Origin of the sequence: Nitrincola nitratireducens (assembly GCF_000585235.1) — a bacterium.
Lineage (GTDB): Bacteria > Pseudomonadota > Gammaproteobacteria > Pseudomonadales > Balneatricaceae > Nitrincola > Nitrincola alkalisediminis.
Genome location: NZ_AONB01000017.1, coordinates 16998 through 33298, shown reverse-complemented (window position 1 = coordinate 33298; position 16301 = coordinate 16998). Strand labels below are relative to the sequence as shown.

At 47.1% G+C, this 16301-nt stretch carries 15 protein-coding genes; 7 read left to right on the top strand and 8 right to left on the bottom strand.

The features are described from left to right. Positions 1 to 4 precede the first annotated feature (4 nt). Genes dnaN through gyrB form a run of 3 tightly spaced genes read left to right on the top strand, consistent with a single transcriptional unit; the run spans position 5 to position 4696 of the window. Entirely contained in the window at positions 5 to 1108 is a 1104-nt protein-coding gene (gene dnaN / locus D791_RS13690) for a DNA polymerase III subunit beta (protein ID WP_036512745.1), read from the top strand. Between the two features lie 56 nt (positions 1109 to 1164). Next, a complete protein-coding gene (gene recF / locus D791_RS13685; protein ID WP_036512742.1) occupies positions 1165 to 2268 on the top strand; it encodes a DNA replication/repair protein RecF in 1104 nt (367 codons plus the stop codon). Position 2269: 1 nt separating this feature from the next. Further along, complete coding sequence (gyrB, locus tag D791_RS13680; RefSeq protein WP_036512739.1) at positions 2270 to 4696, top strand: DNA topoisomerase (ATP-hydrolyzing) subunit B; 2427 nt, start codon at positions 2270 to 2272, stop codon at positions 4694 to 4696. Between the two features lie 346 nt (positions 4697 to 5042). Here the strand turns inward: gyrB and D791_RS13675 are convergent, their stop codons facing one another. Both D791_RS13675 and D791_RS13670 read right to left on the bottom strand, forming a co-directional pair. After that, positions 5043 to 5564, bottom strand: coding sequence for a GNAT family N-acetyltransferase (locus D791_RS13675; protein ID WP_051514536.1), 522 nt, complete (start codon positions 5562 to 5564; stop codon positions 5043 to 5045). Further along, positions 5542 to 5847 (bottom strand): type II toxin-antitoxin system TacA family antitoxin, encoded by a 306-nt coding sequence (locus D791_RS13670; protein WP_051514535.1) that lies wholly within the window; start codon positions 5845 to 5847, stop codon positions 5542 to 5544. Before D791_RS13670 ends, D791_RS13675 begins: the two co-directional genes overlap by 23 nt. 473 nt (positions 5848 to 6320) lie before the next feature. Here D791_RS13670 and D791_RS13665 point away from each other — a divergent pair, with 473 nt between their 5' ends. Further along, complete coding sequence (locus tag D791_RS13665) at positions 6321 to 7013, top strand: P-loop NTPase family protein (protein ID WP_036512736.1); 693 nt, start codon at positions 6321 to 6323, stop codon at positions 7011 to 7013. A gap of 76 nt (positions 7014 to 7089) precedes the next feature. On the opposite strand, the gene glyS is transcribed toward D791_RS13665, so the two are convergent. Further along, positions 7090 to 9135 carry a glycine--tRNA ligase subunit beta gene (glyS, locus tag D791_RS13660; protein ID WP_036512733.1) on the bottom strand — a complete coding sequence of 682 codons (2046 nt, stop codon included), beginning with the start codon at positions 9133 to 9135 and terminating at the stop codon, positions 7090 to 7092. After that, entirely contained in the window at positions 9135 to 10088 is a 954-nt protein-coding gene (gene glyQ / locus D791_RS13655) for a glycine--tRNA ligase subunit alpha (protein WP_420329346.1), read from the bottom strand. The genes glyS and glyQ overlap by 1 nt, the downstream gene beginning before the upstream one ends. A 150-nt stretch (positions 10089 to 10238) precedes the next feature. Between glyQ and D791_RS13650 the strand changes: the two genes are divergently transcribed. Then, positions 10239 to 11135: a lysophospholipid acyltransferase family protein gene (locus D791_RS13650; protein ID WP_036512727.1), complete on the top strand. Its 897-nt coding sequence runs from the start codon at positions 10239 to 10241 to the stop codon at positions 11133 to 11135. A 48-nt stretch (positions 11136 to 11183) separates the two neighbouring features. Here the strand turns inward: D791_RS13650 and rsmB are convergent, their stop codons facing one another. The 4 genes from rsmB to def all read right to left on the bottom strand — a co-directional run bounded on the left by rsmB (position 11184) and on the right by def (position 13958). Next, positions 11184 to 12491, bottom strand: coding sequence for a 16S rRNA (cytosine(967)-C(5))-methyltransferase RsmB (gene rsmB / locus D791_RS13645; RefSeq protein ID WP_036512724.1), 1308 nt, complete (start codon positions 12489 to 12491; stop codon positions 11184 to 11186). A gap of 1 nt (position 12492) precedes the next feature. Next, positions 12493 to 12771: a hypothetical protein gene (locus tag D791_RS21845; RefSeq protein ID WP_337588659.1), complete on the bottom strand. Its 279-nt coding sequence runs from the start codon at positions 12769 to 12771 to the stop codon at positions 12493 to 12495. 89 nt (positions 12772 to 12860) lie between these two features. Then, entirely contained in the window at positions 12861 to 13439 is a 579-nt protein-coding gene (fmt, locus tag D791_RS21840; RefSeq protein ID WP_337588658.1) for a methionyl-tRNA formyltransferase, read from the bottom strand. Next, a complete protein-coding gene (gene def, locus D791_RS13635; protein WP_036512721.1) occupies positions 13440 to 13958 on the bottom strand; it encodes a peptide deformylase in 519 nt (172 codons plus the stop codon). A 162-nt stretch (positions 13959 to 14120) separates the two neighbouring features. On the opposite strand from def, the gene D791_RS13630 reads away from it, so the two are divergent. Together D791_RS13630 and dprA are read left to right on the top strand one after the other, a co-directional pair. Further along, a complete protein-coding gene (locus D791_RS13630; protein WP_036512718.1) occupies positions 14121 to 15152 on the top strand; it encodes a LysM peptidoglycan-binding domain-containing protein in 1032 nt (343 codons plus the stop codon). 23 nt (positions 15153 to 15175) lie between these two features. After that, the gene (gene dprA / locus D791_RS13625) at positions 15176 to 16294 is read left to right on the top strand and encodes a DNA-processing protein DprA (protein WP_051514534.1); all 1119 of its coding nucleotides are present in this window, start codon (positions 15176 to 15178) and stop codon (positions 16292 to 16294) included. Positions 16295 to 16301: the final 7 nt, after the last annotated feature.

The window sequence follows — 16301 nt, the reverse complement described above, 5'->3', positions numbered from 1 at the left end:
AGCCATGAGATTCGTTATTTCCAGAGAAGCACTAATAAAGCCACTTCAGTTAGTGGCAGGTGTCGTAGAGCGCCGTCAGACAATGCCGGTACTGTCAAACGTCCTATTGGTTGCGGATCAAGGCCAATTGTCCTTGACCGGTACCGATTTAGAAGTCGAGCTAGTGGCTCGGATTCCTGTTGCCGAAGTGGTTGAACCAGGAGCTGTTACGCTTCCTGCTCGAAAACTGATGGATATCTGTAAGTCGTTAGCCGACGATGCGCGCATCGAGATCGAGTGTGATGGTGCGAAGGCGTCGTTACGTTCGGGTCGCAGTCGATTCTCTTTGTCGACCTTGCCAGCGGCTGACTTTCCAAATGTTGAAGACAGTCCTGAAGCCTTAACCCTTTCGTTGCCTCAATCTTCCCTGCGTCATTTAATCGAACGAACGGGTTTTTCTATGGCGCAACAGGACGTTCGTTATTATTTGAACGGAATGCTGTTGGAAGTTAAAGACGGTCTGCTTCGAGCTGTCTCCACAGATGGCCATCGACTAGCGACCTGTTCTGCGGCGGTTGATGTAGACTCGACACTGTTCCACCAAATCATTGTGCCAAGAAAAGGGATTCTTGAACTTGCTCGCTTATTGCAAGGTGGCGACACCCCCGTTCAGTTGGTGATTGGTGCAAACCACATTCGTGCCGTTGTCGGAGATTTCACTTTTACCTCTAAACTCGTAGATGGCAAGTTTCCGGATTACAACCGCGTTATTCCGCGTAACAGTGATAAAACGCTGCTGGGCGATCGTTTGGAGTTACGCCAGGTATTTACGCGTATCGCGATTTTATCCAATGAGAAGTATCGTGGTGTGCGTTTAAACATCAATGACGGCTTGCTGCAAGTGTCGGCAAACAACCCTGAACAGGAAGAAGCGGAAGAGTCTTTGTCCGTTGATTTTGAGGGGCAAAGTATCGAGATAGGGTTTAACGTCAATTACCTTTTAGATGTCTTGTCGATTCTAAATACGGATGTAGTACGTTTTAACTTATCGGATTCCAATAGCAGTGCATTGATCCAAGGGTTTGATGAAACCGATGCGATGTATGTTGTAATGCCGATGCGCATGTAGTCAACCGTCTGACAGCGAGCGACTGATACCTGCAGTCGCTCGTTATGATCTCATCAATGACCCTAAAACGAATTAAAATTACGAATATCCGCAATCTAAGTCAGGCTGATTTAACGCCTGTCTCTCGTGTAAATATTCTATATGGTGCGAATGGCAGTGGTAAAACCAGTGTCTTGGAGGCCATTCATTTTCTAGCCACCACACGTTCTTTTCGCACCAGTCAGTTTCGTCATCTAATGTCTCAAGGGGCTCATCACGCTCTGGTGTTTGCGCGTATTGATCCATTTTCTGAGCAGCGCTTGTCGGCGCTAGGTGTTGAGCGTGACGATCAAGGCGGTGTTAAAGCGCGTTATGATGGTCGTACGCTCGATTCGGCAGAGCTAGCCGCATTGTTGCCTGTGCAAGTTATTCACTCAGGTACCTTTGAGTTACTAGACGGAAGTCCCACGGTACGCCGACAGTTTTTGGATTGGGGTTGTTTTCACTCTGAGTCAGCGTTTATTACGTGCTGGAGGAGCTTTAAACGTGCGCTGAAACAACGGAATTCATTGCTGAAATATGGTAAGATAGACCCAGTACAAATGCAGGTGTGGAACCGAGAATTTGTCGAGCAAGGGCAAGCCCTAACGGATCTTCGAGACCGATACATTCAAGCGCTGATTCCTGAGTTCGAGCAGATTCTGTCTGTTTTATTAGGTGACGTTCCAATACGACTTGGCTTTTCGGCTGGCTGGGATCGCAAGCGTGCGTTGGCTGATATGCTTGAAGAAAACTTTGCTCGTGATCTACAGCATGGCTTCACACATTTGGGGCCACAGAGAGCTGATTTGCGTTTTCGCCTGGAGCAGAAGAATGCGGCTGATATCCTATCACGTGGTCAGAAGAAACTGGTTGTCAGCGCCCTGAAGTTGGCACAAGGATCCCTGTATCGTCGATATTCGAATCGCCCCTGTATTTATTTATTCGATGATTTGCCTTCTGAGCTTGATGATAAACACTGTCGTTTATTCTGTGATTTTATCAGTCAAAGTTTGGATCAATGTTTTATAACCTGTGTCGATCCTGACACTATGACGCAATTTTGGGCTGCGGATATCGATCTGTCGCTCTTTCATCTGGATTCTGGACGGTTATCGCACAAGGTTGCGCTAGGAGATTAAAATGAGTGGTGAAAACCATAATAGTTATGACTCAACTAGTATTAAAGTCCTAAAAGGGCTTGATGCGGTTAGAAAACGCCCGGGTATGTATATCGGTGATACCGATGATGGCAGTGGTCTTCATCATATGGTGTTTGAGTTAGTTGATAATGGAATTGACGAAGCGCTGGCGGGTTACTGTTCTGAAGTGACGGTAATTATCCATCCGGATGAAAGCGTCTCTGTTGCCGACAATGGTCGTGGTATTCCGACGGACATTCACGAAGGTGAAGGTGTTTCAGCCGCTGAAGTGATTATGACTGTTTTGCACGCCGGCGGTAAGTTTGATGACAATACTTACAAGGTGTCGGGTGGTTTGCATGGTGTGGGTGTATCCGTTGTAAATGCGCTCTCCAGTGAGCTTAAACTGTCCATACGTCGTGATGGTAAGGTGCATGAGCAGATCTATCACCACGGTGTGCCACAAGCGCCTTTGAAAATCGTAGGTGAAACAGATTCCACAGGAACGATTGTTCGCTTCAAGCCGTCTGAAGAAACGTTTAGCAATATCCACTTCCAATTTGATATCTTAGCAAAGCGTTTGCGTGAGCTGTCTTTTCTAAATTCGGGTGTTCGTATCCGCTTAAAAGATGAGCGTGCAGGCCGTGAAGAGATTTTCGAATACGAAGGGGGCCTTGCGTCTTTTGTTGCCTATCTCAACCAGAATAAATCCACGGTTAACTCTGTATTTCATTTTAATGCCATGCATGAGAACGGTGTGGGTGTTGAAGTGGCCATGCAGTGGAATGACGGTTTCCAGGAGAGCATTCACTGTTTTGCAAACAACATTCCTCAGCGTGATGGCGGGACTCACCTGTCGGGCTTTAGAGCATCGCTGACACGTTGTTTAAACAACTACATTGAGTCTGAGCAGCTGAATAAAAACGGCAAAGTGGCAACCACGGGTGATGATAGCCGTGAAGGCTTAAATGCCATCATTTCGGTTAAAGTGCCGGATCCAAAGTTCTCCTCGCAAACCAAAGATAAACTGGTTTCATCTGAAGTAAAGACGGCGGTTGAACAGCTGATGGCGCAGCACTTGTCTGATTATCTGTTGGAGAGCCCTTCAGATGCCAAAGCCATCGTGTCTAAAATGATAGATGCGGCACGTGCGCGTGAGGCTGCCCGCAAGGCGCGTGAAATGACGCGTCGTAAAGGTGCGTTGGATATCGCAGGCTTGCCTGGTAAATTGGCTGACTGCCAAGAAAAAGACCCTGCGTTGTCTGAACTCTACCTGGTGGAGGGTGACTCGGCGGGTGGTTCTGCTAAGCAAGGTCGTGACCGCCGTACACAAGCTATTTTGCCACTCAAAGGTAAAATCTTGAATGTTGAAAAAGCACGTTTTGATAAGATGCTGACCTCAACTGAAGTGGGTACCTTGATCACGGCGTTAGGCTGTGGGATAGGTCGTGAAGAGTTTAATGCCGATAAATTGCGTTATCACAGCATCATTATCATGACAGATGCTGACGTCGATGGTTCGCATATCCGCACCCTGCTATTGACCTTTTTCTTCCGTCAAATGCCATCCATCATCGAGCGCGGGCATATCTACATTGCTCAGCCACCTTTGTATAAAGTGAAGAAAGGTAAGCAAGAGCAATACCTAAAAGATGAAGCCGCACTGGAACAGTACCTTCTCCAAGGTGCTTTAGATGGCACGTCCCTATTCCCAAGTGCTGAAGCGCCTCCAATCCTTGGTGCAGCACTGGAGTCTTTGATCTCACGTTATCGTCATGTTGAGTCGCTTATTGCACGTATCAGTCGTGTGTATCCGAGTTCAGTTTTGTCACAGTTGCTGTATTTGCCGCAGCTGAGCGTTGATTCACTTGCTTCACGTGAAGCAGTCCAAGCATGGGTAGATACCCTGTCGACCTACTTAATGGACTACGTGAGTTCAAGCTCTGCTTGGTATGGCTGCTCAGTCATTGAAGACCGCGAGCATAGCCAGTTTATTCCTCAAGTGATCTTGACGCAGCACGGTGTGGATACGCGTTATACGTTTGACCAAGACTTCTTTAGATCAAGAGATTACAAGGCAATTGCCGAGTTAGGTGCCGAGATGCAAGCCTTGCTTGAAGAAGGCGCATTCTTGCAACGTGGCGAGCGTAAGTATCCCCTAAGAAACTTGGGTGATGGGATCAAGTGGTTGTTGGAGATCTCTCGTAAAGGAAACTCGATTCAGCGTTACAAAGGATTGGGTGAAATGAACCCAGACCAGCTCTGGGAAACCACCATGGACCCCGATGCAAGACGCATGCTACAGGTTACCATTGATGATGCGATTGCGGCTGATCAGCTATTCGCGACACTGATGGGTGATGATGTTGAGCCCCGTAGAGCGTTTATTGAGCATAATGCGCTGAATGTTTCTAACTTGGATGTTTAAGCTATCAGATCTCATTTGAAGTAAAATGCTTTCTATAGTGAAATGGCGTTTCATATAAAATGAAACCGGAATAAAAAAACAGTCGAATGGCTAATGCTGTTCACTTAAGAAATGCATTTAGTTAAATAGCCTCAGAAAATCCGATTAAGCTTTTTAATCGGATTTTTTGTGTCTATTCAGCAGTTATTTCTCAGCATCGATGAGCTCCATTCATTCTCAGATCATTCAACTCTCCTCCAATACCCCTGTTGAATGGATAGAGTCTGCTTAACTCTTTCCTCGAAAGCGATTATCAGGCGAAGACGACTGCGATCAGGTGGATCACAAGCCTGATCAATTTTCACGTTTAACCGTTTTCCATGGCTAAAGCTGTCTTCTCGCAAGTCTTTATGGGGAGGTAGAGGCTGTGTGTGTTTTCGCAGCTAGCTTCGATAAAGCCATATTGTTTGTAAAAATCAACAGTATCTTCTTTCGCGTCAACAAAGAGTCCTATTACTGCTGCAGGACTATCAGGTTGAGCAGCAAGTGCTGTTTTTCTAATGCATTCAAGTAGCAGCTGTTCACCGAAGCGATGGTTTTTGAAATTTTTATCTACAGCCATACGAGCTAGCTTTAAGGCTGGCACGGGGTGAGGATAGTTTTTGAGTCGAGGAAAGCCATCTCGTACAGATACAGTTGCATAAGCCAGTGTATAAAAACCGATGACTCTCTTAGGTTGTTCAGAATCAACGAGAACAAACGTTTTAGTCAGTGAGCGTTGATCTGAACTGCTGGCATGTTTCGCTAGGTAGACGTTTAAAGCTTCAACACCGCAATCAAAGTTGTTACGGTCGTGTTGTTTCTTATCAAGTTGCACTGTCTTCAGCATATTTAAAACCACCTTTTTCGTTAAACGTTTTGGCAGCGGCCAAAAGTTTGCTATTGATTGGTGGCGGATTGTCTAGAGCGGCAAAAACAGTTTCTGCTCCCTGCATTGAGAGGCGAATGCTATGCTCACTTTCGTAAACCGATCGGGCCTTGGTTGTTACGGCCTCTACGATAAATTGAGACAGTGTTGCACCAGACAGATCCGCAGCATTTTTTACAAATTCCTGAACATCCTGCGAAACACGTGCAACTAGCCTTGCGTCCTTTGGTGCTACGACGGTCATTGTTTTCTCCTATTTTTGGTCTTAGTTTTTCGCCATAAGTGGCGAATGCTGTCATTCACTAGGGTTAATCATATTAATCAGCATTGTGTGTCATTATGGCATACGAATCCAAGTTGTCAAGGGTGTGTGCTATATAGGCACACAAGATTAAAAAGATCGCTAAGGTGGTTATTTACCTGATCGGTGAAAAACGTTCTCGATTAATTTCACTCTATTTGTAAGTCGACAAACGGGTTTTATCTGCACAGATAGATCTTTATTCTATTCGGGTGTGTTAGTTTCCAGCTTTGACATTATCTTAATCCCTTCCCCCTTCATATTGCCTCGATCATAAGAGCTTCATTCTAGATTCAGCTAAGATGCCGAAAATTAATTCTGCATCTATAGCCATTTCTTTGTACACTAACCTTCATATACTAATAATATGATTAGACCTGCCCCATTAATGAATTTATGCTCTTTAGGAGATCGATATGCGTCGTGTTCATTTTGTTGGCGGAGAGAAAGGCGGAGTTGGTAAATCGGTTCTTTCGCGCTTACTGTCGCAGTATTTTTTGGATAATGCTATGCCTTTTATCGGTATGGATGCCGATCAGTCCCATGCAACCTTAACGCGGTCGTACGGACAGTCTACACGGCGTATTGTGTTGGACGATTTTGAAGGTGCCGACCAGATTATTGAAACGGTTGTTGAAAAGGATGTTGATGTCCTAATTGACTTGCCAGCTCAGAGTGAACGATTTCTTGACCTTTGGATGAACGAGAATGGTGTGGCGGAACTTTGCGAAGAGTTAAATATTGAATTGCTGGCATGGTATGTGGTGGATGATGGTCTGGATTCCTTGTCGTTATTAAAAGCATTCAGTCAACGTTACTCTGATCAGTTGAAGTGTGTCGTAGTCAAAAATTTGGGCAGAGGTTCTGATTTTTCAAAGGTTGATGCCTTTCTAACAAGTGACTTAACTAAGGCGACCTCGATTGAGCTGCCCTGCTTACATGCAGCGACCATGCGCAAAATTGAACACTCCTCCTTCAGTTTTTGGGGTGCAGCCAATATTAAAGAAGGTGAAAACCATCTTGGTATTATGGAACGTCAACGTGTGAAAGTGTGGTTGAAAAAAGCCTATGCCGCATTGAACTCTGCGCTTGAGTCCAAGTCAGTTTAAAATGATCTGAAATGCTTCACGTGAAGCAAAAAAAACCGTATCAGTTGATACGGTTTTTTGTGGAGCATATAGAGGGTTAGAGCAAAGAAATATCTGCAACGCCCAAGAAGAGTTTACGTAGCTTGGAGAGGAGCGCAAGACGATTCAAACGCAGCGCTTCATCTTCGGCCATTACCATCACATCATCAAAGAACTGATTGATTGGGTCATTCAGTTTTGCTAAACGCTGCATGGCTTCCGTATAGGCACCCGTCGAAAACAAGTGATTAACGTCAGGCTCGATTTCAGACATCAGTTGATAGAGAGTCTTCTCTGCAACCTCGACAAGCAGGTTTTCGTTAACCTCAGCATCGCTAGTGCCCTGCTTAGATAAAATATTTGATACGCGCTTATTCGCTGCAGCAAGGTCTTTTGCTTCTGGCAGCTGAGTAAATGCAGCAACAGCCTGAATACGTTTATCAAAATCGAGTGGCTGTGTGGGCCGTAAAGCATGGACGGATAAGTAGATCTCAGCCGAAATCGCTTGCTCATCGTACCAGGCTTTAAAACGATCTAGCATGAAATCAACTACACGCTGAGCGACATCCGCTTGGCCAGGAAGTTGGCCATATTGATTTGCCGCTAGGTTGGTTAATTCAACTAGGTCTAAATCCAGCTGATGCTCGATGATGATTCTAAGAATGCCGAGTGACTGCCGACGCAAGGCAAATGGATCTTTAGAACCTGTGGGTGGCTGATTGATGCCAAATAAGCCTGTCAGCGTGTCTAAACGATCCGCTAAGGCTATGGCAATGCCTGTACGTGTTTGCGGCAGTTCGTCACCAGAGAAGCGTGGCATATACTGCTCGTTCAAGGCGCTGGCAACCTCGGCTGGCTCGCCATCATGCAGTGCATAATGATAGCCCATGAGCCCTTGCAACTCGGTGAACTCAAAAACCATATCGGTCATTAAATCACACTTTGATAACTGAGCCGCACGTGCTGCAAACGCAGGGTTGCCACCAATGCGTTCAGAAATCGCTGTAGCTAACGTCTCAATACGCTGTGTCTTTTCAAAGACCGTGCCCAGGTCATGTTGGAAGACGATGCTTTTCAGCTTCTCGCTACGAGAAATGAGTGGGTGCTGCTTATCTTGGTTAAAGAAGAAAGCGGCATCCGCTAAGCGCGGGCGAATAACCTTTTCATTACCGGAAATAATCTGAGCTGGATCGTTGGATTCAATGTTGGCCACTGTAATGAAGTATGGAAGCAGTTGGTTGTTTGTATCCACCAAATGGAAGTACTTCTGGTTGGCTTTCATTGACGAGATTAATGCCTCTGAAGGCACATCAAGAAAACGCTCTTCAAAACGTCCTGTCAGTGCGACTGGCCACTCATTCAGTGCCGCCACCTCTTCCAGTAAGCTGGGATCAATGACAACTCTTGCATTGAGTTTCCGAGCTTCAGCCAGAACTCGCGCTTCAATGGTCTGCATACGGCGATCAAAATCAACAATGACTTTACCTGGGCTCAGCAGTTTGGCTTCGTACTCAGCCGCTGACGCAAGTTCAATTGTTTGATTAAAGTGGAAGCGATGCCCGCGGGTTGTATTGCCGGAGGTTAAGCCGAGAATTTCACAGGGGATGACTTGGTCACCCATCAACATGACCAGCCAATGAACGGGTCTTACAAACTCAGTACGACGTGCGCCCCAGCGCATCCGTTTTGGAATGGGCAGTGCGTTGAGTGACTGGGCCACAATTTCAGGTAACAGATCTTGTGTTTGCTTTCCGGCTTCAGTGCCACGATACACATAATACGTCCCCTTCCCAACCTCCATGGTCTCAAGTTCGGCAAGGGTTACACCGCAGGACCCAGCAAAACCCTGAACGGCTTTTTCAGGAGCTGAAGTGGCGGGACCGCGCTTTTCAAAAACACGGTCTGGTTGCTGGGTACTTAAACCCGATACAATCACAGCTAAACGGCGAGGAGATGCATAGGCGCGTGCTGAATCATATTGAATGGCATTTTGCTGTAAACCACTTTCGATGCCAGCTAAAAACGCATTGGATAGGGTTTTAAGTGCCTTGGGTGGCAGCTCTTCTGTTCCTAATTCAACGAGAAAATCTTGTTGATCAACCATTATTTAGACTCCTCATAAGCCGATAACACTTCTAGACGCAAGGCTTCAGGTGCCAAGGGGAAGCCTAATGCACGACGTTTATCAAAGTACGCGTGGGCAACATTTCGGGCAAGCGTGCGCACTCGAAGAATAAAGCGCTGACGCTCCGTGACGGATATCGCATGGCGTGAATCGAGCAGGTTAAAGGTATGAGAGGCTTTTAATACCATTTCGTACGCGGGTAAAGGAAGCGACGCCTCAAGCAACTTTAGGCACTCTTTTTCATAGTGGTCGAAGTTGAGGAAAAGTTGAGGAACATCAGCGTGTTCAAAATTGTACGTCGACATCTCGACTTCATTTTGATGATACACATCACCGTAGGTAACAACACTGCCGTCAGGTTGCTTGGCCCAGATCAGATCATAGACACTGTCCACTTCCTGAAGGTACATGGCGATACGCTCTAAGCCGTAGGTTAACTCACCTGTGACGGGGTAACATTCCAAGCCACCGGCTTGCTGGAAATAGGTGAATTGGGTCACTTCCATGCCGTTTAACCAAATCTCCCAACCCAGGCCCCACGCACCGAGTGTTGGTGATTCCCAGTTATCCTCAACAAAGCGAATGTCATGAACGCTGGGGTCTAAGCCTATGTGCATCAAGGATCCTAAAAAAAGATCCTGAAAGTTATCAGGTGAGGGCTTCATCACCACCTGAAACTGATAGTAATGTTGAAGTCGATTTGGGTTTTCACCATAGCGACCGTCCGTAGGACGTCGACTGGGTTGTACATAGGCCGAACGCCAATACTCAGGGCCAATGGCACGTAAAAAGGTAGCGGGATGGAAGGTTCCGGCCCCTACTTCAAGATCCAGAGGCTGCACCAGAACACAACCCTGGTCGCCCCAGTATTGCTGCAATGCGAGGATAAGCCCCTGAAATGTGCTAACGTCTGGAGTCGCCTTGTCAGTCACGAGAATCACCTTAGCTATTAATTGATCAAAATAAAGGCCAAATTATACATCAACATGAAGCGCTAAGCGTCTATCTAAGGTCATTATCTTGGTTTAGTCGACCCTTACGAAGAGGTATACTTTTGCAATGAAAAAATACAGGATTATGCCGTGAAGAAAATTAAGAGTATTTTGGCCATCAGTTTTCTGGGATTAATGGCGCTGTTGCCGTTGTCTTGGGCTCAGTGCTTGGGGATACGACTAGGACGTTATTTTTATCGACAAGGGGATAAAAATAAATGGTACCGATTTACGCAGAGTAATATTGCGCACTGCTTTCCTGAATTGAGCGATGTTGAGCGTCAGGCGGCCGTGCAAGCCAGTCTGATTGAAACAGGTAAGTCTGTGTCTGAAATGGGCATGTCTTGGCTATGGCCACCCCAGCGAACCTTGAAGAAGATCGTCAAGATACACCATGAAGAACTCATTACAAATGCGTTAGCGAAGGGCAAAGGCGTTATTTTTATAGCACCGCATCTAGGCAATTGGGAAGTGTTAAATTTATACCTATCCAATAAGTACAGTTTCACCGCCATGTATAAGCCACCTAAACAACCCGCTATGGATAAGCTGATTAAACGTATGCGAGCACGTCTAGGTTCACGGATGGCGCCTGCGAATGTGCAGGGCGTGAGGATGGTTATGAAGGCGTTGAAGCGTGGAGAAATGGTGGGTATTTTGCCGGATCAAGAGCCGGATCTAGAAAGTGGTGTCTACGTTCCATTTTTTAACTCGCCTGCCCTTACGATGAAGCTCCTACCCCAGTTGGCGGCGCAAACCGGTGCGAGTGTGGTATGTGGTTTTGCTAAGCGTCTGCCAGATGCACAGGGCTTTGAGATTTATTTTTATGAGGGAGACCCAGATATCAATCAAAAAGACGTATCCGTTGCCGCTGCGGCAATGAATCGAACGGTTGAGCACTGTGTACGACAGGCGCCTTGGCAGTATCAATGGGAATACAAACGCTTTAGTTCACGGCCGGAAGGTGAAGTGGATATTTACCAATAAATTGAACGCTACAGCTTGCTCGGGACTTTACACCCCGAGCGTCAGCCATTACGCCTTTTTAATTAAGCGCGCGTAGAAAAAACCATCATGGCCTGCCGTCTGCGGAAAGAGCTGTCTTCCATAGGGTCTTTCAATCCCCCACTCGGCTTCGATGGGATCGTGATGTGCATCACTGTGCAGTTTGCAAAAGCGCTCGATAATGCGCTCATTCTCTTGTGGGAAAACTGAGCAGGTTGCGTAAACCAGCACACCATCCACTTTCAGAACTTGCCAAAGATTTTCCAAAATATCCAACTGCAACTTAGCCAGATGCAGGATATTTTCATTCTGCCTTAAAATCTTTATGTCGGGATTGCGTCGAATGACGCCCGTGCCACTGCAAGGAGTATCCAGCAAAATGCGATCGAAGAGTTGCCCATCCCACCAGTCCAGGCTTGACGCATCCGCTTGCAAAACCTGGCAGCGGGTTTGTAAGTCTAAACGCTCTAGGTTTTGATATATCCGGTCTATGCGGCCTTCGTTAAGCTCCAGAGCGATGACATCTGATAATCCGGCCTCAGATTCGAGTAGATGGCAAAGCTTACCACCCGGTGCCGCACAGGCGTCTAAGACACGTTGTCCAGGTGCGAGCTTTAATAACGGTGACGCTAATTGGGCAGCTTCATCCTGAATGCTCAGAAGCCCTTCATCAAACCCCGGGATCAGATGAACATCGGTGGCTTCCTCAAGATAGATCGCCTGCTCACTAAAACGCCCGGATTGATAAGCGATACTATGGGCTTGCGCCTGCGCATCCCACTGATCCATGGATGATCTCAGTGCGTTGATCCTGAGGCAAAGTGGACCTTTAACATCATTGTTTTGCAATAGGCTTTGCCAGTGCTCCGGCCAGTTATGGCGCAGCTTTTCGATCATCCACGTAGGATGGTTAAACTGATAGGACGCATCGTTAAGTGCCAGTGTTTTCTCAATGTCAGCCCCCTCTCGCTGATAGCGACGTAAGATGGCATTGATCAAGCCCTTGGCCCAAGGTTTACCCAGTGCGCTGATTGCCGAGACGGTTTCACTGATGGCTGCATGGGCAGGAATACGCATGTCACGCAGCTGATACAAGCCCAGTAAAACCAATGCAAGAACATCCGTATCTGTTTGGTCACAGGGTTGCTTTAAGAACTGGCCTGCCAAGGCATAGAGTCGATAGTAATCGCGAGCCGTTCCATAGCAAAGTTGTTGCAGCAGCGCTTTGTCTCTTTCAGGAATCGTCTCAAACTGATCAGAGAGAAGGGTCGATAGTGACCCCTGCTGCTGAATGAGGTGACTGATGACAATTGCCGCGGCTTCACGAACATTCTTCAAATTAATAAAATCTCTGCTGAAGTAAGAAAGGATGTTTACCGTTTAATAAAGCGGATACGGGTTGCGCTTTGTGTCCGGGTAGTTGGATGGTGTTAAGCGCAAGCGCGCCCTCACCTACTGCAATGATTAACTGCTCTTTCGTTATTGCCACTAGCGTGCCCGGTTCAGCATGGGGTGTATTGGTATCAATCGCCTGAGCATCCCATACACGAAGGATCTGGTCGTTGAGCTGACACCAGGCCACGGGCCAAGGATTTAGACCACGAACGTGACGCGCCAAGTGCACAGCCGATTGTGTCCAGTCTAAACGCCCCTCTTCTTTTTGCAGTTTTTCGGCGTAACAGGCGAGCGCTTCATCTTGAACTTCGCCTATCCAAGAGCTTCGGCCAGCTGATCTAATGACTGGAGTAAGGTCTCCGCACCGAGCGCCGCTAAACGGTCATGTAACGACTGACTGGTGTCTGTGTCATAGATGGGCGTTGTTGATTTGCACAGCATGTTGCCAGTATCCAGGCCGACATCCATCTGCATGATGGTAATGCCGGTTTCCTGATCCCCAGCCAATAAGGCTCGGTGAATAGGTGCGGCGCCACGCCATCTGGGCAGTAGGGATGCATGCACATTGATGCAACCAAACCGAGGGGTATCTAACACGATTTTGGGAAGAATAAGACCGTAGGCTACGACAATCATCAGATCGGCATTAAAGTCCGCCAACTCAGCTTGAGCACTTTCGGTTTTTAAAGAAAGAGGCTGAATCACTGGCAGGTTATGCTCAAGTGCCAATTGTTTAACAGGGCTTGCGGTTAACTTTCGACCTCGGCCTGCAGGACGATCCGGTTGAGTATAGACTGCAACAATGTCATGCGAGGTCTTGAGCAAGCTGGCGAGGCTCGTGGCGGCAAACTCCGGCGTGCCTGCAAAAATAATACGCAAGGGAGCTGTCATTCAGGCATTATCCATTTGTTCTAACTTATGTTTTTTTTCAAGCTTGGAGCGAATTCGATTGCGCTTCAGGGTCGATAAATAATCAACAAACAGTTTTCCATTCAAGTGGTCTAGCTCGTGCTGAATACAAACCGCCAACAGATCTTCAGCAATGAAGTTTTGTGGGTTACCCTCGCGATCCAATGACGTGACTTCAATTTTATTTGGGCGTTTGACCGTTTCATAAAAGCCAGGCACGGACAAGCAACCCTCTTGCATCTCTTCAAGCTCGGGGTCAACCACCTTAAAACTCGGATTAATGAGCACCAAGGGTTCAGATTTGTCTTCCGAAATATCAATCACTACAATCTGTTTATGGATGTTGACTTGTGACGCCGCTAAGCCGATACCGGGAGCGTCGTACATGGTTTCGAACATATCGTCTATAATCTGACGAACGGAATCGTCAACCTGCTCGACAGGGGTTGCAATTGTCCGGAGCCGAGGGTCAGGAAATTCAAGAATTGTTAAGATAGCCATAGGTCTCAAACTTTCATAAAGTGTCTATATAATGTCGTCAGATAGGTGACGCCAATGCGTATAAGTCATATTATACTGAATACTCAATTGAATGCATTGTTATGATGCCTGCGTCACAGATAGAAAAGGTGTTCGAAGGTGTCTCATCATAGGGAACTGCAAATGAAACAACTGCTAATAGGATTACTGGCAGCTGCCTGTATTCTAACCGGTAATGCACAGGCTCAACGCAACGAAGCACCACTTCAGCTGAGAGAGGGACACCCAACCGAATACACCGTAGTGAGAGGCGACACACTATGGGGAATATCGGGTCGATTTTTGGACCAACCTTGGCAGTGGCCTGAAATTTGGGGGGTGAATCCTCAAATACAAAATCCGCACTTAATCTATCCAGGTGATACCGTGTATCTGACGTGGGTTGATGGTCGTCCAAGGTTAGGACTCACCCCCGGCGTGCGTAAACTCTCCCCCCAAATTCGTGAAACGGCCTTAGATCAGGCGGTGCCAGCCATTCCTTTAAAGGATATTGTCAGCTTCCTTAATGATAACCGTGTGGCAGATGATGATGTTTTATCGAACGCACCCTATGTTGTAGCGGGTGACAATCGTCGCTTGGTTTCGGGTGCAGGGGATCGTGTCTATATTCGCGGTGAGCTGTTGAGTGAGGATGCGCAGCAGATTCTATATCGCCCATCCACGGAGTATATCGATCCAGTTACGGGTGAGTTTTTAGGTTACGAACTGTTCAAGGTTGCAGATGCACGGATCACCGGAACTGAGAATGACATTACCACGCTGCGCTTATTAGGCACGACTGAAGAGGTTCGCGCGGGTTACCGTTTGCTTCCATCCGAGACCACCCGCGTTCAATCTGTGTTTTACCCTAAACCAGCACCTTTTGATACAGATGGTTTGATCATCGATGTGCTTCAAGGAGTGGGGTATATTGGCCAGTTTGATGCTGTTGTTGTGAACTTAGGTGAGCGTGATGGTTTAGAGTCAGGCCATGTCTTTAGTATTCGCCGTAAGGGTGAAGTGCTCAATGACCCAGTGACCAATGAAGTGATTCAGTTACCGTCTGAGCGCGCCGGTATTATGATGATTTTTAAAGTATACGACAAAGTAAGCTATGGCTTGGTGATGCGCGCAACGAATGCGATATCGATTGGTGATGAAATAACGCGTCCTTAAACACTTAACCCTCAGAGGGAATTATGAAGATAGATCCAAGGGAATGGATCGCGTTACTCCTCGTACCTGGGCTTGGCCCCGGTACGCTTTCGCGACTTGTAGAATTCGATGTCAATTTACGTGATCTTTTAGACGGAAATCTACCGGAGGGTATTCGATTACGTCCAGATACGGCCATGGCCTTGCGCCAGAAGCCGGCAAGTTTTTGGTTAGATCAAGCGCAACACATACAGGACCAAGCGGACCAACATCAGATTGAATGTGTCTGTCTTGGTGCTGAAGATTATCCTCCTCTGCTCAAAAACCTTCCTGATCCTCCCCCTGTACTCTGGTTTAAAGGACGTAAACCGTCACTGTATTTACCCCAGCTAGCGGTGGTTGGTAGCCGCAAACCAAGTCAGTCTGGTGCACGTCTTGCCTATCATTTTGCCGCTGAACTGGCGAAGTCAGGTTTTGCGATAACCAGTGGCTTAGCCTTGGGCATTGATACTCAAGCACATAAAGGGTGTTTGTCCTCAGGTGGCATTACATTAGCGGTGATGGGGACGAGTCCTGAGTTAATGTATCCTAAAAGCAATGCGAACCTCGCGAGTGAGATTCTAGACAACGGCGGGTGTTTAGTCTCCGAGTTGATGCCGGGATCTGCCCCATTGAGTGCCCACTTTCCTCGCCGTAATCGAATTATTAGTGGGTTAAGCGTTGGAACACTCGTTGTGGAAGCGGCAACGCGCAGTGGATCTCTGATTACGGCACGCTTGGCCATGGAGCAAGGTCGTGAGGTATTCGCCCTTCCTGGACCTATCAGCAATCCGATGAGTAAAGGTTGCCATGAGTTAATCCGCCAAGGGGCCACTTTGGTGGATTCCACACAGCATATCACTGAGCATTTGGGGGCATTGTTGGGCTATTTAAGTGAAAGCCAGAGCACTGAAAAGCCTAGAGTATCTATCTCCATCAAACCCGAATGGGCACAAGTCCTTCACACACTGTCCTACGATCAAATGACGTTTGACGATTTGGTGCAGAAAACGAATATGCAGTATTCGGCTCTGCAAAATGTCATAATGGAGTTGGTTTTAGCGGGTCTTGTGACACAGGATGGCGTCTACTTGATTCAAACGGATTCGGCAGGAATTACCTAGGTTTGAC